Annotated in this window: 24 protein-coding genes and 1 pseudogene; 6 read left to right on the top strand and 19 right to left on the bottom strand. The window is 41.3% G+C overall.

Annotated elements, in window-relative coordinates:
- Positions 1-10 precede the first annotated feature (10 nt).
- Genes lnu(AN2) through MUN53_RS11580 form a run of 3 tightly spaced genes read left to right on the top strand, consistent with a single transcriptional unit; the run spans position 11 to position 899 of the window.
- Positions 11-523: a lincosamide nucleotidyltransferase Lnu(AN2) gene (gene lnu(AN2) / locus MUN53_RS11590; protein WP_004308783.1), complete on the top strand. Its 513-nt coding sequence runs from the start codon at positions 11-13 to the stop codon at positions 521-523.
- Between the two features lie 10 nt (positions 524-533).
- The gene (locus MUN53_RS11585; protein WP_005786088.1) at positions 534-686 is read left to right on the top strand and encodes a hypothetical protein; all 153 of its coding nucleotides are present in this window, start codon (positions 534-536) and stop codon (positions 684-686) included.
- A gap of 21 nt (positions 687-707) precedes the next feature.
- Positions 708-899, top strand: a complete 192-nt coding sequence (locus MUN53_RS11580) for a hypothetical protein (RefSeq protein WP_004308781.1) — start codon at positions 708-710, stop codon at positions 897-899.
- A 71-nt stretch (positions 900-970) separates the two neighbouring features.
- On the opposite strand, the gene MUN53_RS11575 is transcribed toward MUN53_RS11580, so the two are convergent.
- From MUN53_RS11575 to MUN53_RS11540, 8 genes and pseudogenes are all read right to left on the bottom strand, one after another.
- A complete protein-coding gene (locus tag MUN53_RS11575) occupies positions 971-1324 on the bottom strand; it encodes a nuclear transport factor 2 family protein (protein ID WP_004308780.1) in 354 nt (117 codons plus the stop codon).
- A gap of 88 nt (positions 1325-1412) precedes the next feature.
- Positions 1413-2816, bottom strand: a complete 1404-nt coding sequence (locus MUN53_RS11570) for a hypothetical protein (RefSeq protein ID WP_004308779.1) — start codon at positions 2814-2816, stop codon at positions 1413-1415.
- A gap of 211 nt (positions 2817-3027) precedes the next feature.
- On the bottom strand, positions 3028-3984 hold the full coding sequence (locus tag MUN53_RS11565) for a toprim domain-containing protein (protein ID WP_004319668.1): 957 nt from the start codon (positions 3982-3984) through the stop codon (positions 3028-3030).
- A gap of 214 nt (positions 3985-4198) precedes the next feature.
- Positions 4199-5275 (bottom strand): AAA family ATPase, encoded by a 1077-nt coding sequence (locus MUN53_RS11560; RefSeq protein ID WP_004292948.1) that lies wholly within the window; start codon positions 5273-5275, stop codon positions 4199-4201.
- Between the two features lie 14 nt (positions 5276-5289).
- The gene (locus MUN53_RS11555; RefSeq protein WP_004292949.1) at positions 5290-5598 is read right to left on the bottom strand and encodes a DUF3853 family protein; all 309 of its coding nucleotides are present in this window, start codon (positions 5596-5598) and stop codon (positions 5290-5292) included.
- Positions 5599-5821: 223 nt separating this feature from the next.
- On the bottom strand, positions 5822-6859 hold the full coding sequence (locus tag MUN53_RS11550) for a hypothetical protein (RefSeq protein WP_004292950.1): 1038 nt from the start codon (positions 6857-6859) through the stop codon (positions 5822-5824).
- Between the two features lie 5 nt (positions 6860-6864).
- Positions 6865-8163: pseudogene (locus tag MUN53_RS11545) on the bottom strand (PDDEXK nuclease domain-containing protein).
- Positions 8164-8230: 67 nt separating this feature from the next.
- Entirely contained in the window at positions 8231-9514 is a 1284-nt protein-coding gene (locus MUN53_RS11540; RefSeq protein ID WP_004292952.1) for a site-specific integrase, read from the bottom strand.
- A 524-nt stretch (positions 9515-10038) separates the two neighbouring features.
- Between MUN53_RS11540 and MUN53_RS11535 the strand changes: the two genes are divergently transcribed.
- Together MUN53_RS11535 and MUN53_RS11530 are read left to right on the top strand one after the other, a co-directional pair.
- On the top strand, positions 10039-12567 hold the full coding sequence (locus MUN53_RS11535) for a BspA family leucine-rich repeat surface protein (protein WP_243325544.1): 2529 nt from the start codon (positions 10039-10041) through the stop codon (positions 12565-12567).
- Positions 12568-12569: 2 nt separating this feature from the next.
- Entirely contained in the window at positions 12570-14777 is a 2208-nt protein-coding gene (locus tag MUN53_RS11530; RefSeq protein ID WP_243325543.1) for a BspA family leucine-rich repeat surface protein, read from the top strand.
- A gap of 77 nt (positions 14778-14854) precedes the next feature.
- On the opposite strand, the gene MUN53_RS11525 is transcribed toward MUN53_RS11530, so the two are convergent.
- The 11 genes from MUN53_RS11525 to pdxA form a co-directional block, all read right to left on the bottom strand.
- Entirely contained in the window at positions 14855-16075 is a 1221-nt protein-coding gene (locus MUN53_RS11525) for a PDZ domain-containing protein (RefSeq protein ID WP_243325542.1), read from the bottom strand.
- A 211-nt stretch (positions 16076-16286) separates the two neighbouring features.
- Positions 16287-16586, bottom strand: coding sequence for a DUF4491 family protein (locus tag MUN53_RS11520; RefSeq protein ID WP_243325541.1), 300 nt, complete (start codon positions 16584-16586; stop codon positions 16287-16289).
- A gap of 95 nt (positions 16587-16681) precedes the next feature.
- Positions 16682-17056 carry a preprotein translocase subunit SecG gene (gene secG / locus MUN53_RS11515; RefSeq protein WP_022455588.1) on the bottom strand — a complete coding sequence of 125 codons (375 nt, stop codon included), beginning with the start codon at positions 17054-17056 and terminating at the stop codon, positions 16682-16684.
- A gap of 9 nt (positions 17057-17065) precedes the next feature.
- Positions 17066-17824, bottom strand: coding sequence for a hypothetical protein (locus tag MUN53_RS11510; protein WP_243325540.1), 759 nt, complete (start codon positions 17822-17824; stop codon positions 17066-17068).
- A gap of 11 nt (positions 17825-17835) precedes the next feature.
- Positions 17836-18348: an LptE family protein gene (locus MUN53_RS11505; protein ID WP_022455590.1), complete on the bottom strand. Its 513-nt coding sequence runs from the start codon at positions 18346-18348 to the stop codon at positions 17836-17838.
- 3 nt (positions 18349-18351) lie between these two features.
- Positions 18352-19533: a sigma-54 interaction domain-containing protein gene (locus MUN53_RS11500; RefSeq protein WP_243325539.1), complete on the bottom strand. Its 1182-nt coding sequence runs from the start codon at positions 19531-19533 to the stop codon at positions 18352-18354.
- A gap of 96 nt (positions 19534-19629) precedes the next feature.
- Positions 19630-20463 (bottom strand): lysophospholipid acyltransferase family protein, encoded by an 834-nt coding sequence (locus MUN53_RS11495; RefSeq protein ID WP_022455592.1) that lies wholly within the window; start codon positions 20461-20463, stop codon positions 19630-19632.
- Between the two features lie 6 nt (positions 20464-20469).
- The gene (locus MUN53_RS11490; protein ID WP_022455593.1) at positions 20470-21360 is read right to left on the bottom strand and encodes a CDP-alcohol phosphatidyltransferase family protein; all 891 of its coding nucleotides are present in this window, start codon (positions 21358-21360) and stop codon (positions 20470-20472) included.
- Positions 21361-21366: 6 nt separating this feature from the next.
- Positions 21367-22095: an SDR family NAD(P)-dependent oxidoreductase gene (locus tag MUN53_RS11485; RefSeq protein ID WP_243325538.1), complete on the bottom strand. Its 729-nt coding sequence runs from the start codon at positions 22093-22095 to the stop codon at positions 21367-21369.
- Positions 22096-22103: 8 nt separating this feature from the next.
- Positions 22104-22571, bottom strand: coding sequence for an adenylyltransferase/cytidyltransferase family protein (locus MUN53_RS11480; protein ID WP_022455595.1), 468 nt, complete (start codon positions 22569-22571; stop codon positions 22104-22106).
- A gap of 245 nt (positions 22572-22816) precedes the next feature.
- Positions 22817-23920, bottom strand: coding sequence for a 4-hydroxythreonine-4-phosphate dehydrogenase PdxA (gene pdxA / locus MUN53_RS11475; protein WP_243325537.1), 1104 nt, complete (start codon positions 23918-23920; stop codon positions 22817-22819).
- Between the two features lie 211 nt (positions 23921-24131).
- Between pdxA and MUN53_RS11470 the strand changes: the two genes are divergently transcribed.
- Positions 24132-24611, top strand: a complete 480-nt coding sequence (locus MUN53_RS11470; protein WP_243325536.1) for a phosphatidylglycerophosphatase A family protein — start codon at positions 24132-24134, stop codon at positions 24609-24611.
- Positions 24612-24748: the final 137 nt, after the last annotated feature.

Genomic DNA, 24748 nt, shown 5'->3' with positions numbered 1-24748 from the left:
GAATTATTATATGACAAAGAAAGAACACACTACGATTACAGAGTTATTTCAAGTTTTGGACTTGTTGGAAAGCCTGGACATGCAGTTTTGGTTGGATGGAGGCTGGGGAGTGGATGTCTTGTACGGACAGCAAACCCGCTTGCATAGAGATATTGACATTGATTTTGATGCCAATTATACAGACCAACTCCTTGATCTTTTGCAGGAGAGAGGATATCAAATTGAAACAAATTGGTTGCCCACCCGTGTGGAACTGTATAGCAAAGAATTAGGCTATATTGATATCCATCCTTTTGTCTTGAATGCGGACGGCACTTCCAAACAAGCCGACTTGGATGGAGGCTGGTATGAATTTCAACCGGACTATTTTGGAACAGCAGTCTTTGAAGGCAGAAGCATCCCTTGCATTTCTGCAAAAGGGCAACAAGTATTCCATTCGGGCTACGATTTAAGAGAGAAGGATATTCACGATTTATCTATAATTAAACAATGTATAACAACAATGAGCCTAACAATTAGATAAGAACAAGAAAATGACAGAAAAACAAATTGTCTGGTATATCTTACTTACAGAAGTAAAGATAGATAGTGACACCCAGTCTGTCACATCCCTGAGTGTAGCTCCATTGGCAGTCTTGCCGGAATTCCAGCGTAAGGGAATTGGGGGGGGGATGTTGATTCAGTAAGCCCATCAGAGGGCAGCACTTTTGGGTTACGGCACAGCAGTCGTATTGGGGCATAAAGAGTATTATCCTCGATTTGGCTATCGCAAGGCTATCGATTTAGGAATTGAATTTCCTTTCGAAGTCTCTCATGAATATTGCATGGTGGCTGAATTAATACCTGGAGCTACTGAGAATGTGAAAGGTATGGTTTGTTATCCAACTGACTTTAAATAGTTTAACAAGTAAAATTCATTATATAACTCGGACTGGGTATTTCAATTTCCCAGTCCGTATTCTGATAGTACTTATTCAATTGGAAGATTGTGTTGCTTCAAGAATGAAAGTTTATCCCAATACCCTCTTTGAAAGACGATTTTGTTATCTTTTACATGAAAAAATCCGCATCCACGAAGTCCAAGAGAGTCTTTCCATTCCATGATAGCCCATTCGCCATCTTCAAAAATATTTTCCACCATACAAACCATTTTAGCAGTGGCAAATTCATTCACAAACATTTTGTAGATTGATTCTTTACCAATTATTGGTTCGTTTGCGACTTGATGATTTACTGCATTAGTAGCATACAGCTCTGCTATATGATAAGCATCTGCTTTGTTAAAGCAATCTATCCATTTTTCCAAAACTTCTTTAGGCTTCATTTTTTATAAATTCTTAGGATTTTGATTCTGTAATAAAAACAATCTGTTTGGATGCATAGATACTTGATTTTATTAATAATAGGCTATTCTATATTCTAAATCCTCTGGATTTTTGCTCTCTCTGCACCGAGTTACGTAGATTCTGCTGTAACTTTTCCCATTGTTCCTTAAACCATTGTACTATGGGTTGTCGGTTTATGGTCAGCATAAGCTTACCACTATCCATCGGATGTTTCTCAACCCTAAAAATATCATTCTTGATGTCAAATTTCCACCTGTGTTCTTCGGAATAAATTTTGCCACTACATTGTATGGATTCTTTCTTTGTCAAGAGGTTTTCTATCATGTCTTTGGTAAACCCGATAACAGCGCATAATTTTTCCATTCTCAACATCTCTTTGAACATGGGAAACCATTTGTGGGCTTTTTCAAGCAAGGTGCTCAATCGTGATATTTCCTTGTCTTTGGCTTCAAGTTCTTGATTATGTATTCTTTGAAGATTACGAATTTGTCTGCTATGCTGTTCCTGTATTTGTTGTATCTGAATTTTTAATTCATCAGTAGCTTTGTCCCGTTTGGTAATTTCCTGATGTAGCTGCTCGATGTGATGTTCCAGTTCTTTCAGCTTACCGCTTCCGAAAAGAGAACCTACACCGCTTGCTATGGCGGTAGCAGCATTGGTGGCTGTTTTCTTTAGTTTGTCCGTGCGTATCTCTGCTTTTACCTGTTTGAGTTCCTGTTCGGCAAGGCTTACTTGTTGTTCCTTGTGTCGCTTGGTTTCCTCTATACGTTGCAGTTCGGCTTTCTGCTTCTCAATGATGAAATCATTTCGTTCCAGATGCTCTTTACCTGTGACAGCTTTTGCCTGTCCACGTTCCATCAGGAGAATATCGGAAGCAAGGGTCTGCATGGTTGCCATATCCTCGTCATTGAGCTTTCGGCTCTTTCCAGTTTCATGGTTCATCCAGTCGAATACGACATGAGCATGATAATTTGGTTTGAACCATCTGTTACCGACTTGGAAGCTCTCCTTGTCTTCTGCTTCCGGCTGACCGTTCAGCCAATGCCCTTCGTCTTTATGCAGGAAAATCTGTAGCGGAGTGATGCCCCAGCGTCTTTGGCACTCTTCACCGAATTTGCGTACATCAGCCAGTGTGGTGTCCGGTCTGATAAGCAATACTCCTTCACGGATGGGTGAGCATCCCGCCACCTTGATAATCTTTCCATTCTTTCCCTTGCGTTCCCTTTCCTTTTCCTGCATGGCACGTCCGGTCTTTTCCTTGACCATTTGCTTGATATTGTCATAATGAGTTCGCAGTTCGGGAGTGCCGAAGTCGGGATTTATCCACTGTTCGTTATCGGTGGAAAGTTCGGGAACGACATAGATTCTGGACTCCCCGATATTACGCATATACTCGGCAGTCCTTCGGTTGTGTGCCTCGCTCGATGCGATGTTGCAAGGCTTGATATGTATGCTTGATTTTGTTGCCATAGCTTCTTTCCTTTGTTTACAATTGATTTACTTTGCTCGCTTTCGCAGAGGGGTTCTTAGGGGTAACCCATAAGCGGAGATTGCAAAGAGAGGGTCACTCTTTGCTCGGGGTTCTCAGGGGTGAAACGCCCTGAGTGGGTCATTAGGGCAAAGCCCTAATCCCCTCGGGAGAGCCCACAACTACGAAAGCGAAGCGTGTAGTTATAGTGGGCTATAACCGAAAGCCGTTTTTCTTTTTCGGTGGTTGGCTGCGCACCCCTTTTGCAGATTGAACTTGCCTGTTTCTTTCAGTCTGTTTCTGTAAGTATTCGTTCAAGTCCTTGCATCCGCTGTATGTCTGCGAAGCGTCACGGATGTATAAGTCCCTGCCGTATTCCTTATAGATTTGCTGCATGGCTTCCATTCCTGCACGGTCATTGTCAAAGAAACAGTGGATGCGCTCATAGCTTCCCAACGGATAGATTGCTTTGGAAACATTGGCTACTGAGTTCAACACCATATAATCTTGCCTGTCCAGTTCGGGATATTTCGGGCAATTCTCCAATCTCAAAGTAAGAAATGAAAGATAGTCCATAAATCCCTCAAACACATAACATGTTTCCCTCGCTGTTCCCGGCTGTTTGATATGAGAAATCTCTTTCGGTGCGATGCATCCCTTGAAATACTGGTTGCGGATTTCATACCCACCCGACACATTGGGAAAGGCGATGGCGAAATACCGTTTGCCATTATGGGTGAAGTGCGCTTCACTGCATTCTCTTTTCGCCATTGCAATGTTTATTCCCCTTTCCTGCAAATAAGCAAGCAGGGCAGGAGAAGAAAGCGGTACAATCTCCAGTTGTTGAAAACTTGGCTCGGAAGATGATTGCTTGCCAAAAGAAAAAGACACGGGGCGAATACGGGGTGTCTGTTCTTCGATTTTTTGCAAGAGGTAAGGCACATGGTCGGAACAATAAAGTTCCTGTGCCAGTGCGATGATATTCCCACCTTTGCCGAGTGCAAAATCATACCATTGGTTACGTTCTGTATTTACCTTGAACGATGCTTCCGTTTCTTCCCTTAGTGGTGACTTATACCACAGGTTTATGCCCTGTTGTTTGACGGGTGAAAATCCTAAACTGTGCAGATAATCCGCTATTTTGATTTGTTTCGCTGTCTGTATATCCATAAGACGATAGGTTTAATGATAGTTGAATTGGTTTATTTTCTCTTTTCGCCCGTACCTCTTTATGAAGTACGGTCTGTATAATCACTTCACTTTATTTTCGTATATATAGAGTACGGTAATAAAGTGAAGCGGTTTTGCCACATTTCGCAACCACTTCGCTTTATCCCTAATATATAGACCCCCGGAATAAAGTGAAGCGATTGCAAGGTGTGGGCTAATAGTGGAAGTCGGGCATGAACGTGTACTTTCTGCCGTTCTCCTGCACTATCATTCGTTTGTTCCGAAGCATGGTGATGAGCGATACCGCCTTTTTGTGGTTCAACTTTACCCCCACAGACACATAAGTCTTAATTAAGGTGTCCTCCAGTTCCTTGTAGCCATATTCCTCTTTCAGCCCGAAAACTGCTTCCAATGCGATGCGGTGCTGCTGTTCGGTGATATGCCTGTAAGGGTCGAACTTTTCCTCTTCCGGTCTTCCCGGTTTCTTGGTTTCGGGCTTGTAACCCTCCAACAGTTCAGGTATGGCATTGTCATTGATGCGAAATGAAAAAGGCTCGAAGTCCATTGCCCGTATGTGCATGGCTGAAACATTGCTTATATCTCCATTGCTCTTGTCCTTTTCCACAAGAAGGACAGTTTCAGCCTTGTTGTTCAGTTCCGTACCGATATGCCCCCTTGCGTTCTCATCGCCCTTGTTTTGGTGGAGTATCGTGTGGATATGTATCTGCCTGTCGTCCGTCCACTGCATCAGCTTTGATATGATGCGTGTCGATTCACCGGGGCTGTTGATGTCATATACCATGTCACGGATGCCGTCTATGATTACAAGCCCTATGTCAGGCGTATTGTAAATAGCCTGCTCTACAATCCTGATACGCTGTTCGGGCGTGTATTTCCTCAAAGCAAGAAATTCCAGATGCTCATTGTCCCTGTCATCTGGAAGCCCAGCCATCCGTAAAATACGTTTCATGACTTTCAGACAATGATAAGGACTTTGTTCCGTGTCCACATACAGGATTTTCCGTTTCTCTTCGGGTAGTTCCGCCACATATCTTAGCACTGTACCATTCTTCAATGCTGCCGCCACGATAGCCGACACATTGAAAGTCTTTTTGCTTTTGGCTTTGCCGATTGATGCACTGAAATTACCCAGTGTACCAATGACCGAACCTTGCACTTTTAGAATCTCAGGTGCTTTCTCATAGATTTTCGACAGGCTCAGGCGTGAGGCTTGCCAAAGGATTACGGCTTCTTCCGCCGATATTTCTTTTATATCTTTCATATAATCCATAAGTACACCTCCCGTTATTTTCGTCCTCCGGTTTTCTTTCCAGCCAGTTCAAGGGCAAGTTCCGCATCCACGATAATCTTGCGCCCTATTTGCGTAATGGCTTTGTCTATCTTTCCGCTTTTCTTTATACGGTTGGCGGTAGGCAGACTGCACCCGAACAATTTGGCAATGCCAAGTATTCCGTACACATACTTTCTTTCTGTGTCCGTAACGGGCTGTGGCTGCGCTTCCGTTTGGTTGGAAGCGTACTTGCTTAGAAATATGAACTCTTCGCCTGTCATCTGCCAGACGGGTTTTAATAATAACTCTTGAAGATTTGTCATCGTCCAATCTATTTAGTCGTTAAACAATCAGCCCTGCGCACTGGCTGTTATTTCTGTTCTCGAACGATGCAAAATTAGGTATGGCTGTAAGTGGTAAGGATGTGGATAATACAAATGGGATACTGCGCTATCTCATTAAATATCAGACAATAAAAATACCACTCAAAAATTAATTTGAGTGGTAAAAGTGGTAATTTCGTAGAATGTCAGGTTATATCACGAATTATCCGAATATGCTTTCCATTTCCTTTGCGAATTTCTGGTTGCTGTCACTCGGAAAATCGGAAACAGGTTCTTTGTATTTCGACCTGTAATAGCTCTCGTCAATATCCAACAATTTTAATATTTGGCTTCTCCATTCATCCCTGTATTGCTTGGATAGTTTCTCGCTCATCAGGAATATCAGGTAACACACCCGTATCTTTTCCCTTGCCTTGATTTTTAGTTTATTCTTGCAGGGGTACAGGTTTATATTGGCATAGAAATCCGCTATGGTAATGGCTTCGAACTGTTCCCCGACACAGGTTTCATGAATGGGCGAAAGCTGCTTCATGTCAAAATATTCATGTTGTCCCTCCGGGCTATTCTGTACTTCTTCTTGTTCGTTTTGCTTGACTGGTTCATCCTGCTGTTTTTCTTCCCTATCATTAGGAAGGTACTTTTTTAGGACTTCCATAAAAAGAAGACTTAGGCGGTAAACATTGCCGGAAAGGTTTTCTATATATTGAAAAGCCTCTTTCCTGTCTTGCTTTTGCAGTTCATAAAGTTTATCCAATTCTTTCTTTTCCTTGTCGTATTCAGCCTTGCAGCGTTCATATTCCTTTTCTGCCTGTATTTCTTCTTCGTCCGTATGCTCCCGAAAACCAATGAAATCATATCTGTGGTATGCGTCATTCAAAGGCTCGTGCAACTTGGTGGTAATCTCCAACTGGTCTTTAATTGCAGAATTATGCCTGTCTGCGTAGTGAAAACACACACGCTTTATGACGTCATCATTCAGCGGTTTTGTTTCATAAGCCCGTATATTTTTTTCTATTTCGATTTTCAGACTATTGAGAATCAATGTGTATTGTTCTTTCTGCTTGTCAAGTACCAGTTCAAGGATAGCGGCTTCAAAAGCCTTTGTATCATTGTGCTGCCTGTAAAAGTCGGTGATGAATTTCTGCTTGTCAAAAGAAAAAGCATAATTGGTTACCCAATCATTATATATTCTATTGAGTTCTCCATATTGGGGAATCAGTTTGTTTATTTCTCCTGCCATAGACTTCAATTTTGGGGATTATTGTCCTTGTCAAGGAAAGATGCCAGTTCTTCTTCCACCTCTTCCACACTTGGCAAAGCTGATTTCAAGTTTTCGGGTATAGCCTTGCTCAGTTGATAATCGCTGATGCCTATCGGTTGGTCGTAGCCTGTCAATGCGTATTGTGCTACCACCTCATCTTTTCCTTTGCACAGCAACAGCCCGATAGTCTTGTTGTCATTTTTTCCCCTCAGTTTGTCATCCACCACATTGATGTAGAAATTCAGTTGCCCTGCATACTCCGGTTTGAATGGAGTAGCTTTCAGTTCTACAACAATGTATGCGTGTAGCGGAATAGAATATAGAATCAAGTCGGCAAAGAAATCACTGTTACCTATTTGAAAATGCTTCTGCCGGGCGACAAAGGCAAAACCATTGCCCATTTCCAACAAATAACGGGTAACGTGCTTTACCAGCTGCTCTTCTATGTCCCTTTCGTCTGCCTTTTCTTTCGCTCCAGCCAAATCGAAGATGTACGGGTCTTTCAATAGGTAATTGGCAAGGTCGCTTTGTGGTGCTGGAAGTGTGGCTGTGAAATTGTTTACCTTGTTGTTGTTGATTTGTCTGTTATATAGGTTGTTTTCAATTTGCATTTTCAGCACATTGCTACTCCAGCCCATTTCTACAGCCTGTTTCATATACCAATATCCTATGCCTAACGGTAACGAACCGTTAAGTATGACCATTTGGCTTGCCCAGTTTATTTTGGCAACAGGGGATTTCAGGAAAACTTTTTCTATTTCCCTAATCTCCATCCTGTAAATGGCAGAAACTGTTTTCTCCACATCCTGAATTTGCGCAGGAACTTCCTGCGTAATTTCTAAAGATTGACAATCAGCGGATTGTATTTGCGCAGTAAGTTCCTGCGTAAATTGTCCGTTGTTCAGTTTCAATACTTCATCTGTAACATTCTGTATGCTTGGAACAGACAGCCTTGTGTCTGTATCAATGAAACTTCGTAGCACGTTCAACGGATATGACCGTGCAAATTGGCACATATAAGTAAGGTTACGCTCCGAATAACCTTTCTTTTCGGGGTAATTGAACCGGATAGCCTTTGCCAGTTGCTTGATGATTTTGCTTCCCCAGCCTTGCAAGTTCTGATGATACAGGATATAGTTGCCCATTTTCCAGTAATGGAACAGCATTTACGCATTGGCTGCGGCAATCAGCCGGACTTGCGCCTGTTCTATTTCCGAACCGACGGCATGAACAAATGCGTCAAAGTCCGTTCTTCCTATATGATATTCTCTGTTATTTTCCATTCTAATGTTTATTGTTGTCGCAAATATAATTCAAATAGCTGATAATCTATGAAACTGATTGATACTTTTATAGTTGGTTAAACTTGTTCATGGCATTTGCCTTAATATCATCCGCTATGTCAATATAGGGTTTCATGGCTTTATAGTCACTGTGCCCCGTCCATTTCATCACGACTTGTGCCGGAATACCGAGAGCCAGCGCATTACAGATGAATGTTCTTCTTCCTGCATGGGTGGTTAATAATGCGTATTTCGGGGTGACTTCATCTATACGTTCATTTCCTTTATAATATGTTTCCCGTACAGGCTCGTTGATTTCAGCCAGTTCCCCCAGTTCTTTCAGATAATCATTCATCTTCTGATTGCTGATAACAGGCAGTGCCATGTGGTTTTCAAAATGGACTTCCTTGTATTTTTCGAGTATGGTTTTACTGTGGTCGTTCAGTTCAATTATCAGGCTGTCTGCCGTTTTGACTGTGGTAACTTCGATGTGGTCGGGTTTCACATCGCTTCTTTTCAGATTACGAACATCTGAATATCGCAGGCTTGTGAAGCAACAGAACAGAAAAACATCCCTGACACGTTCCAGATATTGTTTGTCTTTCGGTATCCGATAATCTTTCAGCCTGTTCAATTCGTCCCAAGTCAGGAATATCACCTTTTTAGAGGTGGTTTTCAATTTGGGCTTGAAAGTGTCGTATGCAATATTCTGATGATGCCCTTTCTTGAAGCTCCAGCGCAGAAACCATTTGAGGAATCCCATCTGTTTGCCGATGGTGCTGTTCCTCATATCCTTTTTGTCACGCAGGAAATTTACATACTCGTTCAAGCCGAACTCGTTGAAGTATTCAAAGGTTACATCTTCCTTGAACTCTTTGAGGTGGTTTTTCACTGCTGAGAATTTCTCGTAGGTGGATGCCGTCCAGTTATTCTGATTGCCACACTCCTTTACAAACTCATCGAATACTTCCCAAAAACTTATTTGTGTTTCTTCCTGCTGCTCTTCGCTGGTGTCTTTCATCCGCAGGTTGAACGCATCCTTTAGCTGTTGGGTGGTCGGTATGGTTTCCTGTACCTCAAACTCCTTGAACACGTTTTGAATCTCGGCATAATATTTCAGCAAGTCCGCATTGATTTCGGATGCGCTTTGTTTTAGTTTGTTGGTGCATCCGTTCTTTACCCGTTGTTTGTCGGCATCCCATTTGGCTACGTCAATCCGGTAGCCTGTTGTAAACTCGATGCGTTGGCTTGCGTATATGACACGCATACGGATGGGTACGTTCTCTACGATTGGCACACCGTTCTTTTTCCGGCTTTCCAATGCAAAAATGATGTTACGTTTGATATTCATAATTGGGTGCGTTTGAAATTCTACACCCAAATATACACCCAATATTTGGAATAGCAAAAGATATTCAGAAAGATTTAGATTTACTCTGCGCTTTAGATAGTATATGATTATCAGTGATTTGCAATTTTATGATATTTCTTGAAAGCATAGGTTCGAGAGCCTCTCTCTCCGCAAGAGAATATGTAAGTAAATGAATATAAAGCTACAAATCAATGATTTGTAGCTTTTTTTATTACCACAAATTCCACCTTCCAAGACTTTAAAAGTACCGAAAAAGCCTAAGTTTCGTTACTAGTTATCTATTCACTACCGGACGAAAACGATAATGATTTATTCGTAAATTATATGATAATATTCCTTTTCAATATTACCAAACATTCCTTTAGAGTTAAAGAAGATCAAATTTAATTTATCCAGTTGATTAATTCCTCTTTCTTTTATTTCTTTAGATATCTTTTGTTGGTGCACTTTTCAGTTAGTAGAATGTGTACTTTTTATTTGGTATTTACAAAATAAGGGAATTAATGATGGCTAAAATATACAAACCCAAGTCTCTGCAGGAGTTGAAGGAGTTAGTGAACGACAAGAGCGTTCATCTCGGTGATATTGACACTTCCCTGATTACGGATATGACAGAGCTGTTTAAAGACTCAAAACGTAAAAACTTCAACGGCCTTGAAACGTGGGATACTTCAAACGTAACCACGATGAAGGGCATGTTTTACAGAGCGAAATATTTCAACCATCCCATAGGCGACTGGGATGTTGCGAAGGTGGAAGATATGACATTCATGTTTTGCGAAGCCCCTGCCTTCAATCAGCCGCTTGATAAATGGAACGTTTCAAACGTTCGTTGCATGGAGTCCATGTTCGCCTGGGCGTACAGTTTCAACCAGCCGATCGAGCGATGGGACGTCTCAAACGTATGTAACATGAGAGCGATGCTGTATTTCGCAAAGAGTTTCAATCAGCCACTTAACAACTGGAATGTCTCAAAGGTTTATACCATCACTTGTATGTTTGGCGGTGCGAAAAGCTTTAACCAGCCGCTCGACAAATGGGATACGTCGGGAATTCAAGAAATGGCGTACACCTTCTCCGAATGTTACGAGTTCGACCAAAACATCGACTCGTGGGATACGTCGAAGGTCACATATATGGATGGCATGTTCGACCGTGCGAAAAACTTCAACCAGCCGCTTAACTCGTGGAAGACAGGCAAGGTAAAATTTATGAGGCGTATGTTCCAAGGGGCATCAAGCTTTAACCAGCCACTAGATAAATGGGATGTAAGCCGTGTCGAAACCGCCGAAATGATGTTCAAGAACGCGACGAGTTTCAACCTGCCTCTCGATATGTGGCAAATATCGAGAGATTGCGATGTTAACGACATGTTCCTGAACGCCACGTGCTTCTCCGACGTCAAGATTTTGACGCTTAACTTCGCTCATACCAACAAAATGAGATACAGAGAATATCTGAAAGAAGTTCTCGGAAGATTCGACGCTGCACAAGTGTACGCTGAGCTCTCAAGTTACAGCGATAAGCACACGGCGAAATATAAGCGCGAGCTTGAAACAGCCCATCCGGAACTGAAAGGTCCCGTCCGCGCCGTTGCAGAAACGGGAAAGTACAAGCCTCGCTCAAAAGCTGAGCTTATAGAGCTCTTGAGTATGGGGCTTCAAATGCCGCTTGATAAGATTGATACGTCGTGCATAACCGACATGGAAGGTCTCTTTCAAAACTCCAAGAGCCGAGACTTTACCGGCATTGAGACATGGGATACTTCAAACGTCGTAACGATGAAGAAAATGTTTGCCGGTGCAGAATACTTCGACCACGACATAAGTAAATGGGATGTCTCAAACGTACGGGATATGTCTCACATGTTCGACGGGGCAAGAAGATTTAATCAACCGCTGAACGATTGGAATGTCTCAAATGTACAGAACATGTACGAGATGTTCGCCTGGACGAGAAAATTTAATCAGCCACTAAACAATTGGAATGTCTCTAACGTGCAAAATATGTCTCGTATGTTTGCTTGGGCATCCAAATTCAACAAGCCATTGAATGATTGGAATGTATCGAACGTACAGAACATGTTTGAGATGTTTTATTACGCGGAAAAATTCAATCAGCCTTTGAATAATTGGAATGTTTCTAATGTACAGAATATGTGTCGTATGTTTGGCGGAGCAGAGAAATTTAACAAACCGCTGAACGATTGGGACGTCTCGAACGTGCAGAACATGCTCGAAATGTTTTACAATGCGTCGAGCTTTAATCAGTCACTGAATAATTGGAACGTTTCAAATGTTCGGGAGATGTCTCTCATGTTTTACGGTGCATCTAGTTTCAACAAGCCTGTCGGTACGTGGAATGTTTCAGCCGCTACAAATATGACACAGATGTTTAATGGAGCGGAAAAATTTAATCAGTCACTGAACGATTGGGATGTATCGAACGTCCAAGACATGAGCAAGATGTTTTTCAACGCATTGAGTTTTAATCAACCAATTAGCAAATGGAATGTTTCAAACGTTGAGAATATGACGCAGATGTTCGAAGGGGCGGAAAAATTTAATCAGCCATTGAACGATTGGAACGTATCAAACGTGCGGAACATGAGTAAGATGTTTTGTAAAGCGTCGAGTTTCAACCAGCCGCTGAATAATTGGAATGTCTCAAACGTCGAGAATATGGTACAGATGTTCGACGATGCGTCGAGTTTCAACCAGCCTCTCGACCGCTGGAACGTATCGAAAGTCAAAGATATGACTTGTATGTTCTATGGAGCGACCTCTTTCCGGCAACCGATAACAGCATGGAAGCTGAGTAGCCAGTCTACGAGAGGTATTTTCCTCGATTTGCCTGACTATCGCGATATGGAGTCACGTGTCATGTGCCTTGCCACGCTTGACGGGAACAACCGGGAATACGAACTTCAAGAGATGATAGAAATATTAGGAGAGAAGGAAGTTCAGGACGCGCTTCGGATTCACGGCGCGAAATACGGTCTTAAGGAGTATTTACAAAATAATGGAGAGTAATTATGATAAAAAAATACAAACCTTGCAGTAGTAAGGAACTAAGGGAATTGGTAAAAGATGATAGCATTTGTCTCGGAGACATCGACACTTCTCTGATAACTGATATGAGTTGGCTGTTTTGCGATTCAAAACGTACAAACTTCGACGGGCTTGAAACGTGGAACACGTCGAACGTCACTACAATGGAACGCTTGTTTCACAGGGTAAAGCATTTTAACCATCCTATAGGAAATTGGGATGTTTCATCCGTAACGAACATGGAATGCATATTTTGTGGCTGCAGTGATTTTAATCAGCCGTTAGAGGATTGGGACGTTTCGTCCGTAACGAATATGGAGTCGATGTTTGGCAGCTGCGTCAAATTTAATCAGCCGCTTAATGATTGGAACGTCTCAAAGGTCCAGAAAATTTCGTGTATGTTCTGCGAAGCCGAGAGTTTTAACCAGCCGCTCGACAAATGGGACACGTCGGAAGTCCGTGAAATGGCGTGGACATTCGCCGGTTGCACCAAGTTCAATCAGAATATCGGCTCGTGGGATACATCAAAAGTCTTTAGAATGGAAGGTATGTTTGAGGGAGCAGTACGCTTTAACCAGCCTCTGAACGATTGGGACGTTTCGAACGTGCGGTATATGTTACGCATGTTCGACGGTGCGAAAAGCTTCAATCAGCCGCTCGACCGCTGGAACGTAAGCCGCGTCGAAGATGCGGAACGTATGTTTAAAAACGCACGAAGTTTCAACCAGCCGCTAGATATGTGGCTGATACCACGGTTTTGTGATGTAAACAACATGTTCCTTTATACTCCGCTCTTCACCGACGTGAAGACGTTGACACTCTGTTTCCATCTTACAACTAGGAAGAACTGCCGCGCAAGGCTGAAAGAAAAGCTGGACAAACTCTCACCTGCGGAAGTATGCACGGAACTTTCACGTTACGGCAGCGAGCATACAGCGGAATATAAGCATGAGCTTGAAACGGCGTATCCGGAGCTGCAAGTCTCCGCCAGTGCCGGCGTGGGAGAGGAAAAGCATAAGCCTCGTTCAAAACGTGAGCTTATAGAGCTTTTGGACTTGGGCGCAAAAATGCCACTCGCCAATATTGACACTTCTCTGATAACTGACATGGAAGGCCTTTTTAGAAAGTCTAAACGAAGTAACTTTGCCGGTATTGAGACGTGGGATACGTCAAATGTCGTAACGATGAGGCACATGTTTGCCGGAGCAATCTACTTCAACCATGACATAAGTGGATGGGATGTCTCCAACGTGCGTGATATGTCACACATGTTTGAAGGAGCGCACAGATTTAACAAGCCGCTTGAAGCGTGGAACGTTTCATCTGTTACGGATATGAGTTTCATGTTCAACGAAGCCGAACGCTTTAACCAGCCTTTACGGAAATGGAACGTGATCAGCGTAACAGACATGAGCAATATGTTCTCCTGTGCAGAGCACTTCAACCAGCCACTCGATGGTTGGAATGTCTCAAAAGTCCGCAGTATGAAGTACATGTTCTACCGTGCCTTCTCCTTCAATCAGAATCTTAACTCGTGGGATGTCTCAAGCGTTATTGATATGTGCCACATGTTCGATATGGCAAAGAGCTTCAACCAATCTGTCGGTGCGTGGAATGTATCAGCCGTTACAAATATGAGAGAGATGTTCGTACGGGCATCGGCATTTAACCAGCCTCTGAACGATTGGAACGTCTCGAACGTGCAAAACATGCGCGAGATGTTCTGCGAAGCAACGAGTTTTAATCAGCCGTTGAACGATTGGGATGTTTCAAATGTAGAGGATATGCGTGAGATGTTTAGCGAAGCGTCAAGCTTCAACCAACCACTGAACGATTGGAATGTCTCGAACGTACAGAATATGTTCTGTATGTTCAACGAGGCGAAAAGTTTTAATCAGCCGCTCGACAAATGGGACATCTCAAATGTCAAAGATATGGCCTATATGTTCTGCGAAGCAACCTCATTCCGGCAACCGATAACGGCATGGCGACTGTGTGGTCAATCTACAAAAGGTATGTTCCTCAGACTGCCTGACTACTTTGACATGGAGTCGCGCGTCATGTGTCTCACTCCTCTTAACGAAGAAGCGATGAAATACGATTTGGAAGATATGATAAAAATATTCGGAGAGAAGGCAGTTAAAGATGCACTGCAGCTTTACAGTGCTAAATATGGTCTTAAGGAATATTAGGAACAATCTACCTCAAAGCAGAAAGAGTAAAAGAATTATCCTTTTTACTCTTTCTGAAAGTATTTGATATGTTTTAATCACCCATTATGTACGATCATGTAATTTTTCCTTTCCCCATTACGTTCTATTTCCAAAGTAAGACTATCCGCTTGTTGAATATATCTTTCTAATTTACCGCTCGATACTGACATCGCATCTACAGAAATCGACCCATTATCGACAGCAATGACCTTATCGCCTAACTTTAATCCAACTGTTTCTGCCAATCCGTTAATTTCCAATGCTGTAACACAAACAGCATTGCCGCGGAGATTAAAGCTTAAACCGAGAACAGAAAGTTTGGCTTGATTAGTTGGAATTGTATCAACTCGTTGTTTAATATATAAATCTTCACCGGCAAGTATGAAGTTCATTTTCCCAGCAAAGATATTTCCTGCAACATTTTTATTAATTGAAGGTATATAATCTAATGTACAATCCGGAATAGCGATCCCGTTGCAATACATTGTAATACCATGGAACTCTTCAACCGTATCCGTTAATCCTTCTCTACGAAAGATGGCATACCGTCTTGGCGTCTGATGTTTCCGTAATTTCTCATAAACAGTTTGATCGATTAACATATCATAATTAGACCCTAAGTCAAATATTAACTGCAAACTATCGGTTTGTTCGCCATAAAGCGATAAATCATTTATGCCATTCTTTACTAACGTGAAGCCATCCGCTTCCCGTTTCAATAAATTCTTATTCTCAAGAGAGAATAAAGTCATTTCATTCTTATCCAAATCGAACTTCCAACCCATATTTTCGATTATGGTACGTCCTAATACCGTTCGGTATAAAGCATTATACATCCCGTTATCTTTCGGAACGGAAGTAAAAACTACATCTTTCAGCGTACAATCACCGATACCTATTTCATTTACCCTATATAGTTTTGAGAAATAGGCCTGCTTGTAAAAGTTAAAAGTCGGTATGGGTTTCCTTTTCCAATATTCGGCTTCATACTTGTCTAATAGTTCCTGCTTGGCCAAAGAAGTCGAGGCTTGCGTATCTATCAGCAATGTATCCGCACATAGATTATTGATTGTGGCAACGATCCCGAAATAGCCATTCGGATCACGAATCAACTGCGAAGTTTGATAAAAATCGGAATCAATATTTTCTACTGCTCTTTTCTGATCGGCATTAAACCGATAAATCCAAATAACAGCGTATACAAAATAAGCAAATGCTATAACCAACAAGGCAAGTAGTACTTTAAACAAAGTACAAACAATCTTTTTGAGTTTCATATAAATCTATCAAATTGTAATTTGTAGAACCTACCTTCACTTAGTCCGTTATAAATGGAGATGATCAATGCCGGCAAAGCTCCCAGCTAATACCTGTTTCTTCGGAAAACAAAACTCGCTAGAATCGAAAACGGAAATAACGAGAACTGTTTTTGAAACTCGTTGGAATCATTTGCAAGATTGGGACTATGAAAAGCTTAGACAGGAATATTTATTTCCGGTCCGGATACGTTCTGTTCGGATTTTTAGGGAACCAACCTTTCAAAACCCGTTCTTCTTGCTCAAAGACTTCTTTAATAGACCAAAATGAAGAGAAGGCAAATACTCCGCAAATCGTAGAGCCCAATATATTTTCTATAAACAAAGAAGCAATAGCGGCCAAGATTCCTCCTACTAAAAAAAGCCACCAGCTCTTTGTTCCCCAATAGTATTCGGCTTTTACCACAAGTGGATGAAATAAACCAATGACCAAAAAAGTAACCACTCCGATTAATAATCCATTCCAGTTCATCTCTTTATTCTTATCTTATTCGGTTATCAAACAAATAAAGGCTGTACAGCTTTGCAGCCGAACAGCCTTCTATATATTTTCTCAGACAGCTTTTATTATTTTTGTTCTGCTTCTTGAGCCGGAGCTTCTTCTGCCGGAGTTTCAGCTTGTTGTGCTGTACCAAAATCTGGAGAAACGGCATTCGGATCAATCGTTACTGCATCATTAACTTGCTGTTTGATTTCAGACTGATTGGCATTTTGTTCACCACGAGGAATGAATGCTGTAATAACGATACTCAATACAACCACTGTTCCTGCCAAAGTCCAAGTTGCCTTTTCCAAGAAATCGGTTGTTTTACGAACGCCCATGATTTGATTAGAAGAAGAAAATCCTGAAGCCAAACCACCGCCTTTAGAATTCTGAATCAAAACAATCAAAATCAACAAGATTGAAGCGATCAGAATCAAGATCGAAATAAATACGTACATTTTTTTAATTTATTTTTTAGTGTTAATAATCAATTTCTCAAGAAATCTAATTTGGTCTGCAAAGTAAATATTTTTTTCTGGATATTTCAAACTTAAGTTTTTAATAATTTGCAAAGCTTTATCATATCTTTTCTGTTTTACGTAAATTCGGGCCAAAGTCTCCGTAAAATAAGAGTCATCCAATTGCTTAAGTGAAACATCTTCTTCCTCCTCGTCTTCCTGAACCGGATTATCGTCTATCTCTTTTTCCTTCCATACCGGTTTCTGTGAATGGTCCTTTTCCAGGAACGAATCGATTAAATCCTGGTGTTTTAACTTCACGTCTTCCGGCTCTGTTTCCGACCGAGAAGTCGAATCGGTCTGCGCTACATCCTTCCAGTGAAAATAATCAGACGAAGCTGAAGATTCCAACAAAAGAGGCTTATCTTCATCCACGGTATCTTTCCCAGTCGAAGTATCTGATAAAAAGGCATCAATCAAAGCAAAAGAATCCTTTTTAGCCGCTGCATCAACGGCCGATTCTTCACGCATGAATGGCGAACCTTTCAACAGAACATACAGTCGCTTTCGGTCGGCAATACCTATTGCCAACTGTTCCAGTTCCCGTTTGAAATCCGGACTATTCACTTTCCATAAATTCTGCAAATAAAGCATCTTTAAGGCCGGAAAGGCCGGATATGAGTTCATGGTCTGCCGGATATCAGCCAACGTATCTTCCGTCAGCAAATCCGGATTCTGCATATATTCATGTAATTCAACCGCATTCATGCCTCACTCCATTACCAGTTGGCAACTGTCGAATTATAGATCTGGTCAGCCAGTTCCTCGATTATTTCCGAACACAACTGGTCTTGAACATCTTGTAACATAACATTACTGTCAAACTCACGATAGGCCGAGAATGATTGCTCAAAGTCTTCATCAGCATTGGTACGATTCGTATATCGGACCTTCACCGTGATGGTTAACTTAGTCTTTGAAGAATAAGCATCTTCCTTTACAGCCATTGGAGTCAGATCATAGCCCGTGATCTCTCCTTCCAATTGCAAATCACCATTATCCCGAACCAACGACAAACGGGTCTGACGTACATAAATATCTTTTACACCTTCTGTGAACTGTTGAGACAAGGGCGGATAAACCAAAGGTGCTTGATTAGGGAAATCCTTGATGGAAATAGTCTTCACCTTCGTATAATCTATCGAAGCACCATTAAATTTATAAGATATCGTACATCCTGCCATAATAACAGACAAGACAAGAAACAGATAAATGATTCCTGATTTCTTCATAGATTATTCCAAATTATATTCTTTAATTTTTCTGTATAATGTTCGTTCCGAGATCTTCAAGTCAGCAGCCGCATTCTTCCGCTTTCCATTATGTCGTTCCAATGCTCTCCGAATCATATCTTTCTCAACATCTTCGAGCGACATTGATTCTTCTTCTACCGTCTCGGCTTCCTGCACAGGAGGTTGAATTGTTGTCACAGGATGAATAGTAGAAGGATATGTTTCACTCTTATCAACAGAAACAGGCACTGTTCCACCAATAATATCATGAACCAGCTTTTTCAGATCATTGACATCTTTCCGCATATCAAACAGAATCTGGTACAAGATTTCCCGTTCATTATTGAATGAACGCTGTTCGTTTTCTTGTTTTACCAGAACTGGATACTTGACTACATTCACATTCGGTAAATATAGCCGTAAAATGTCTGCACTTATTTCCCGTTTCTCTTCGATGACCGAAATTCGTTCCGTTACGTTCTTCAACTCACGGATGTTACCAGGCCAACGATAAGAAAGCAATAACTGACGGGCATCATCATCCAACCGGACAGCAGGCATCCGGTATTTCTCGGCACAGTCGGCTGCAAACTTACGGAATAATAAGATAATGTCTTCCGACCGTTCCCGCAATGGCGGAATTTGAATAGGGACTGTATTTAAACGATAGTATAAATCCTCACGAAACTTACCGTCGGCCACAGCTTGAACCAAGTTAACATTGGTAGCAGCCACAATACGAACGTTTGTCTTTTGTACTTTCGACGAACCGACTTTTATAAATTCTCCAGTTTCCAACACACGTAATAAGCGGGCCTGAGTAGGCAAAGGCAATTCTCCTGCCTCATCCAAAAAGATGGTTCCCCCGTCGGCTACTTCAAAATATCCTTTACGATCAGCCAAGGCTCCCGTGAAAGAACCTTTCTCATGACCAAATAATTCCGAATCAATAGTACCTTCCGGTATGGCTCCACAGTTGACAGCGATGTACGATCCATGCTTACGGGCACTGTTCTGATGGATGATTTGAGGAAAAACCTCCTTACCAACACCACTCTCACCAGTAATCAATACGGATAAATCTGTAGGGGCTACTTGCAAAGCGACATCGATAGCCCGATTCAATCCAACACTATTACCGATAATACCAAAACGCTGTTTTATTTGCTGAAGATCTATTTTCATTTTTCAATGATACTGATTAATGTATCAAAAGTATAAATATTCTATCAAATTACCGTCTTCACAACTGATAAAATATGCCAAAGAACAGAATGGACCTCAACTATTCTTACAAGAATAAGTCAAGTCGTACAGATACTGTCCCAATGCCTCATCAGAAGTAAACGATTGGATTTTTTCAACAGAAACGGGAGCTCCGATATAAACATCAACAGTTCGTCCTCGCTTATTGAATACTTCTGGAACTATCCGAATCGTACGCAACTTCCAATTCAGCCAACCTAAAAAATAGAAATACTTGGAATTCAGAAAATCAAAATATACAGGATAAACAGGAACATTGGCTTTCTGAATCAAGCGAATCACGCTGCGTGTCCAAGGAAGATCTCGTACAGCATGATATTGACTATTATAAAAAGACATGGCTCCCGCCGGGAAAAATCCCATCGGATGTCCTTCTTTAATATGCTGAAGACATAGTCGGACACCATTCATATTGTTCCGGTTTCCTTTCCCGTCTCGTTTAGTATCCGGATGAACGGTTATAAAATTATCATTCATCGCTCCAATCTTCGACAAAATACCATTCACCATCACCTTAAAATCAGGGCGGCGGGCCGCAAACATATCAATCAGCATAATTCCATCTAATGAACCTATCGGATGGTTCGATACCGTCACAAACGATCCTTCAGGCAAATGTTCCAACCGCTCAGCACCGTGAATCCGGTATTTCAAGTCAATTAATGGATCTTTCAACAAGGCCGATGTGAAATCTGCACCTCGCAAATGACAACTATTCTTATGAGCTTGATTGACTTTATCTATCTTTAAGCACTTGATGAGTAATTTTCCAATCCATACACCCAATCGAGTTTTAAAGAAAGGTGAAAGTTCTTTCAAATCATTACTGTCTATAACAGTTTCCTTCATAACGAATCACCTATTCAAGAAAGATTGACACATCTTTTCATGGCGACGCATACTTATCATCAACACGATATTCAAAACAATGATTTCATATAGATAATAAGCCCATACATGGCCAGACAAGACAATAATAAACATAATAAGCGTACGCCCGTTGAATGTCATCAAGTCGATCATTTTCATCAATTGTTTACTTTGCCGACGAAAATCCAACCGAACATCCTGCGGGAAATCATCACCATATTTAGCGTGTAGATTCTTCAACATTAACTGTAAGGTTGGCGTTGCCTTTACTTGTATCAACGTGTACCACCGATACAGAAAATAGAAGAACTTCGTAATTCCATATTTCATCTCTTTATGCTGGGCAACAACTTGCTCTAACGACTGAAACTCTGCCCCTTTGTCTTTACTGATGAAATAAAGATGCAACGTCTTATAATAATCCGTTATATTGGCTTGTAGTAAATGTGACATTCCTGACAACACAGCCAGAATAAAGAAAGCATACGTTCCGGTTTCATTCGCCAACCGCAAAGCCAGACCAATATAAATACAGGCAAACCAAATATCACCGGCAAAGCCATCCAATATTCGCCCTATTTTTGATTTAATACCAGTCAAACGAGCCAACTGTCCGTCTACACAATCTAAAATATTGGCACAGACCAAACATAAAATACCATACACGGTATATTTTAAATCGCTATGATAAAATAAAAAACCGGTTGCCGCACCTACAAAAATCGATATAACGGTAATCATGTTCGGTGTCACGCCGGTATTACGTAAGGCCCTTGCTATTTGAAAACCTATAGGACGATAAAATATACGATCGACAAAGTTTTCTGTTTCAATAGACTTCAACGAAGCCTCATATTCTTTATTCAATTCTCCCATGTTCTTTTATTTATAAGAATAACCGCCATCTACGACGACCACCTCTCCATTAAAATAACTATTCTCTATCAACATTTTATAGACCTCGGCAACTTCCATTGGATCACAGAACCGTCCTAAAGCGACTTTCCGTTCTATATTCCGGCGAATCTCGGCAGGCTTGTTCTTCTGCCATTCCGTATCTACAAACCCTGGAGCAACCCCGTTTACCCGAACTTCGTAAGGAACCAAAAACTTGACCAAGTTCTTTACTAAGCTATGAACGGCACTTTTCGTCACCCCATAAGCCAATGAGACGGAATGAGGCTCAATTCCCATCAGAGAACCGGTGAATACGACACTTCCTCCCTTCTTGATCCGGGTAATAATCCGTTGCAACAAAAATACAGGGAAATGCACATTGGTACAAAACACTCGTTCCCAGTCTTCATACTGCATTTGTTCAAATGAATCCCGACAGGTTGTTCCGGCATTCATCACAAGGGCATCCAAATACAAATCCTTTTCCGCCAGATAAGAGGCAATTGTATCAATCGCCTGAAGATTCGAATTGTCGGCCTGAATAACAGAAACAGAAATTCCGTACTTCACCTGAAGTTCCTGCTGAGTATTTACGGCTGTCTTCTGATCTGCCGAATAGGTTAAAATCAAATGATAACCCGATTTTGCCAAACATTCAGCTACCGCCTTACCAATTCCTTTGGTTCCACCGGTTATAAATACATATTTACTCATAACCTGCCTTATTTTTCAGAAAAGCCTTTTACCGATTGCGGTTTTGCCTGACGCTGCGAACGCAAATTAGCCTCATACGAATCATGGATTGTCTTCTTTAAATTTGATGAAGAGACACCTGTTCCATACGGGAAATAAAAGACTTGAACTCCCAAATCCTTCAGGTAATCATACTTACCATACCAATCATCACCTACCACAAAAGCATCAATATTCAATTTCTTTACTATTTCCGTATGGTCTAATGTATGCTGGGGAATTACGATATCCGGTGTTTTCAATGCTTCGATAATCTGCAAACGCTCATGAAACGGAATAATTGGTTTCGGTTTATACGATTCAACCAATTCATCCGTACTTACTCCGACAATCAGAATATCTGCCAAACTACGTGCATAATTGATCATTCGAAGATGATTATAGTGAAACATATCAAATGTTCCAGAAGTATATACAATTGTTTTATCCTTAAACATGGTTTATAAACTTGTTTTTAAGCCGCAAACTTACATAATCTTTCGCTATCTGAAAAAAAATCCTTTGAAAAAGAATTTCCAACCAAGCAATAGAACAGTTTATCAAACAAATTGAACAGTAAACAGCAATTATCTTCTACATAAAACAAAAACACAACATAACAGCCATTTATCATTTTCATGCAAACATCTGTTATGTTGTGTATCCTTATCAATCGGAAGAAACCGACGATTCTTCTTACTGTTTATAATTCAGGCTCTTCATCTTTTGTCAAATCCAACTTGACATTATCGCTGCCTTTGTCAAAATACTGTTTACGCAAAGGATGCGCCGTTGCTTCCCGATATGACTGACGACTCCGGTATACATCCAATGCCGTATAAACAGCCTGGCGAAATGATGATTCGGAAGCCAGATTCTGACCTGCTATATTATAAGCCGTACCATGTGCCGGAGAAGTCCGGACAAAAGGCAAACCGGCTGTGTAATTCACACCTTCTTCCATCGCCAATGCCTTGAACGGAGCCAATCCCTGATCATGATACATCGCTAACACTCCATCAAAATCTTCATACATCTTTGATCCGAAAAAGCCATCTGCCGGGAATAGTCCAAAAGACATGACACCCAGACGCTCGGCTTCTTCCATCGCCGGTTTAATAATTTCTGCCTCTTCGTTTCCTATTACACCATTATCTCCGGCATGAGGATTGAGAGCCAAAACGGCTATTCGTGGTTTGATAATCGTAAAGTCTTGTTTCAGCGACTGATTGAATACTTGCAGCTTTGTTACAATATTCTCAACCGTAATCTGAGAAGGAACTTGCGAAACCGGAATATGCCCGGTTACCAAAGCCACACGCAAAGTATCCGTCATCAGAATCATCAATGCTTTCTGGCCATCTCCCAAGGTTTGTTCCAGATATTCCGTATGACCCGGAAAATGGAATTGGGCATTCTGAATATTATGTTTATTGATAGGAGCTGTAACCAATACATCTATCGCTCCACTTTTCAGATCCGCTACAGCCGCCTCCAGGGCTTTATACGCTGCCCTACCCGCAACCGGTGTTGACTGAGTCAGTTCTACCTTAATATCATCTTCTACACAATTAATGATATTAACCCGGTTTAGTCCGGCTTCTTCGGCCCGTGAAACTACATTTATATTGACAGCCGGCAGATCCAATGCCTTTCTGTGATAAGCCGCAACCTTAGAAGATCCATAAATAATAGGTACACACAACTCTGTCATCCGCTGATCAGAGAATGTCTTCAGAATCACTTCATATCCGATTCCGTTTATATCGCCATGGGTGATACCCACCCGTATCATTTTATCTTCCATGCTATAAAAAACTTCTATTAATAAAAATCTGTCTGACAAAGTTACAAAAATTGGCGAATTTCATATACAAACCACCAAAAATCCTATCAGAATATGGTTGATTCCTCCTTTTTATTTAGCCTAATTTAACGGAAGCAATCAAATGATTCTTCGAATAAATGCAGTACGTTTGCATATTTATTCGGAATAGCGACGTATTAAACACATGAATATGCCAAGAATACCCCTTATACATCAATTAATAGCCAGCGGTTTTGGTTCTGGATATAGTCCGATAGCACCCGGTACAGCCGGAGCTTTGCTAGCCATGCTGATCTGGTGGGCTTATGCAACACTTTTAAATGCCAGTCATCTTGTTTTCCTATGTACACTCTCGCTTGTCATCATCTTTACTGTTTTAGGAACATGGTCGGCTAGCGTTGCCGAAAAATACTGGGGAAAAGATCCTTCGAAGGTGGTTATTGACGAAATGGTGGGAACATGGATTGCGTTACTGGCTGTGACCAGTCACTTACAATGGGGATATATGTTAGCAGCCTTTCTCCTCTTCCGCTTTTTCGATATACTCAAACCTTTAGGCATAAGGCAAATGGAAAAGTTTCCTTCCGGCTACGGAATCATGGCCGACGATATTTTATCCGGAATATACAGTCTGATCATCTTATATGCATATCGATTCATCTGCACTTAAGAATAACTATCCATATAAGACCAATACATCCTTAATTCCGCAACACTATAATTTAACTTTATTTATAAGTTCCTGAGCAACAAAAAGTTGCCCAGGATTTTGCCATGTCAGAATTTTCACTTATCTTAGTGTTGCAA

It is taken from the genome of Parabacteroides faecalis (genome assembly GCF_022809355.1).
GTDB classification, from domain to species: domain Bacteria; phylum Bacteroidota; class Bacteroidia; order Bacteroidales; family Tannerellaceae; genus Parabacteroides; species Parabacteroides faecalis.
The sequence above is the reverse complement of the archived record's forward strand: the minus strand, read 5'-3'. Positions and strand labels throughout refer to the sequence as shown.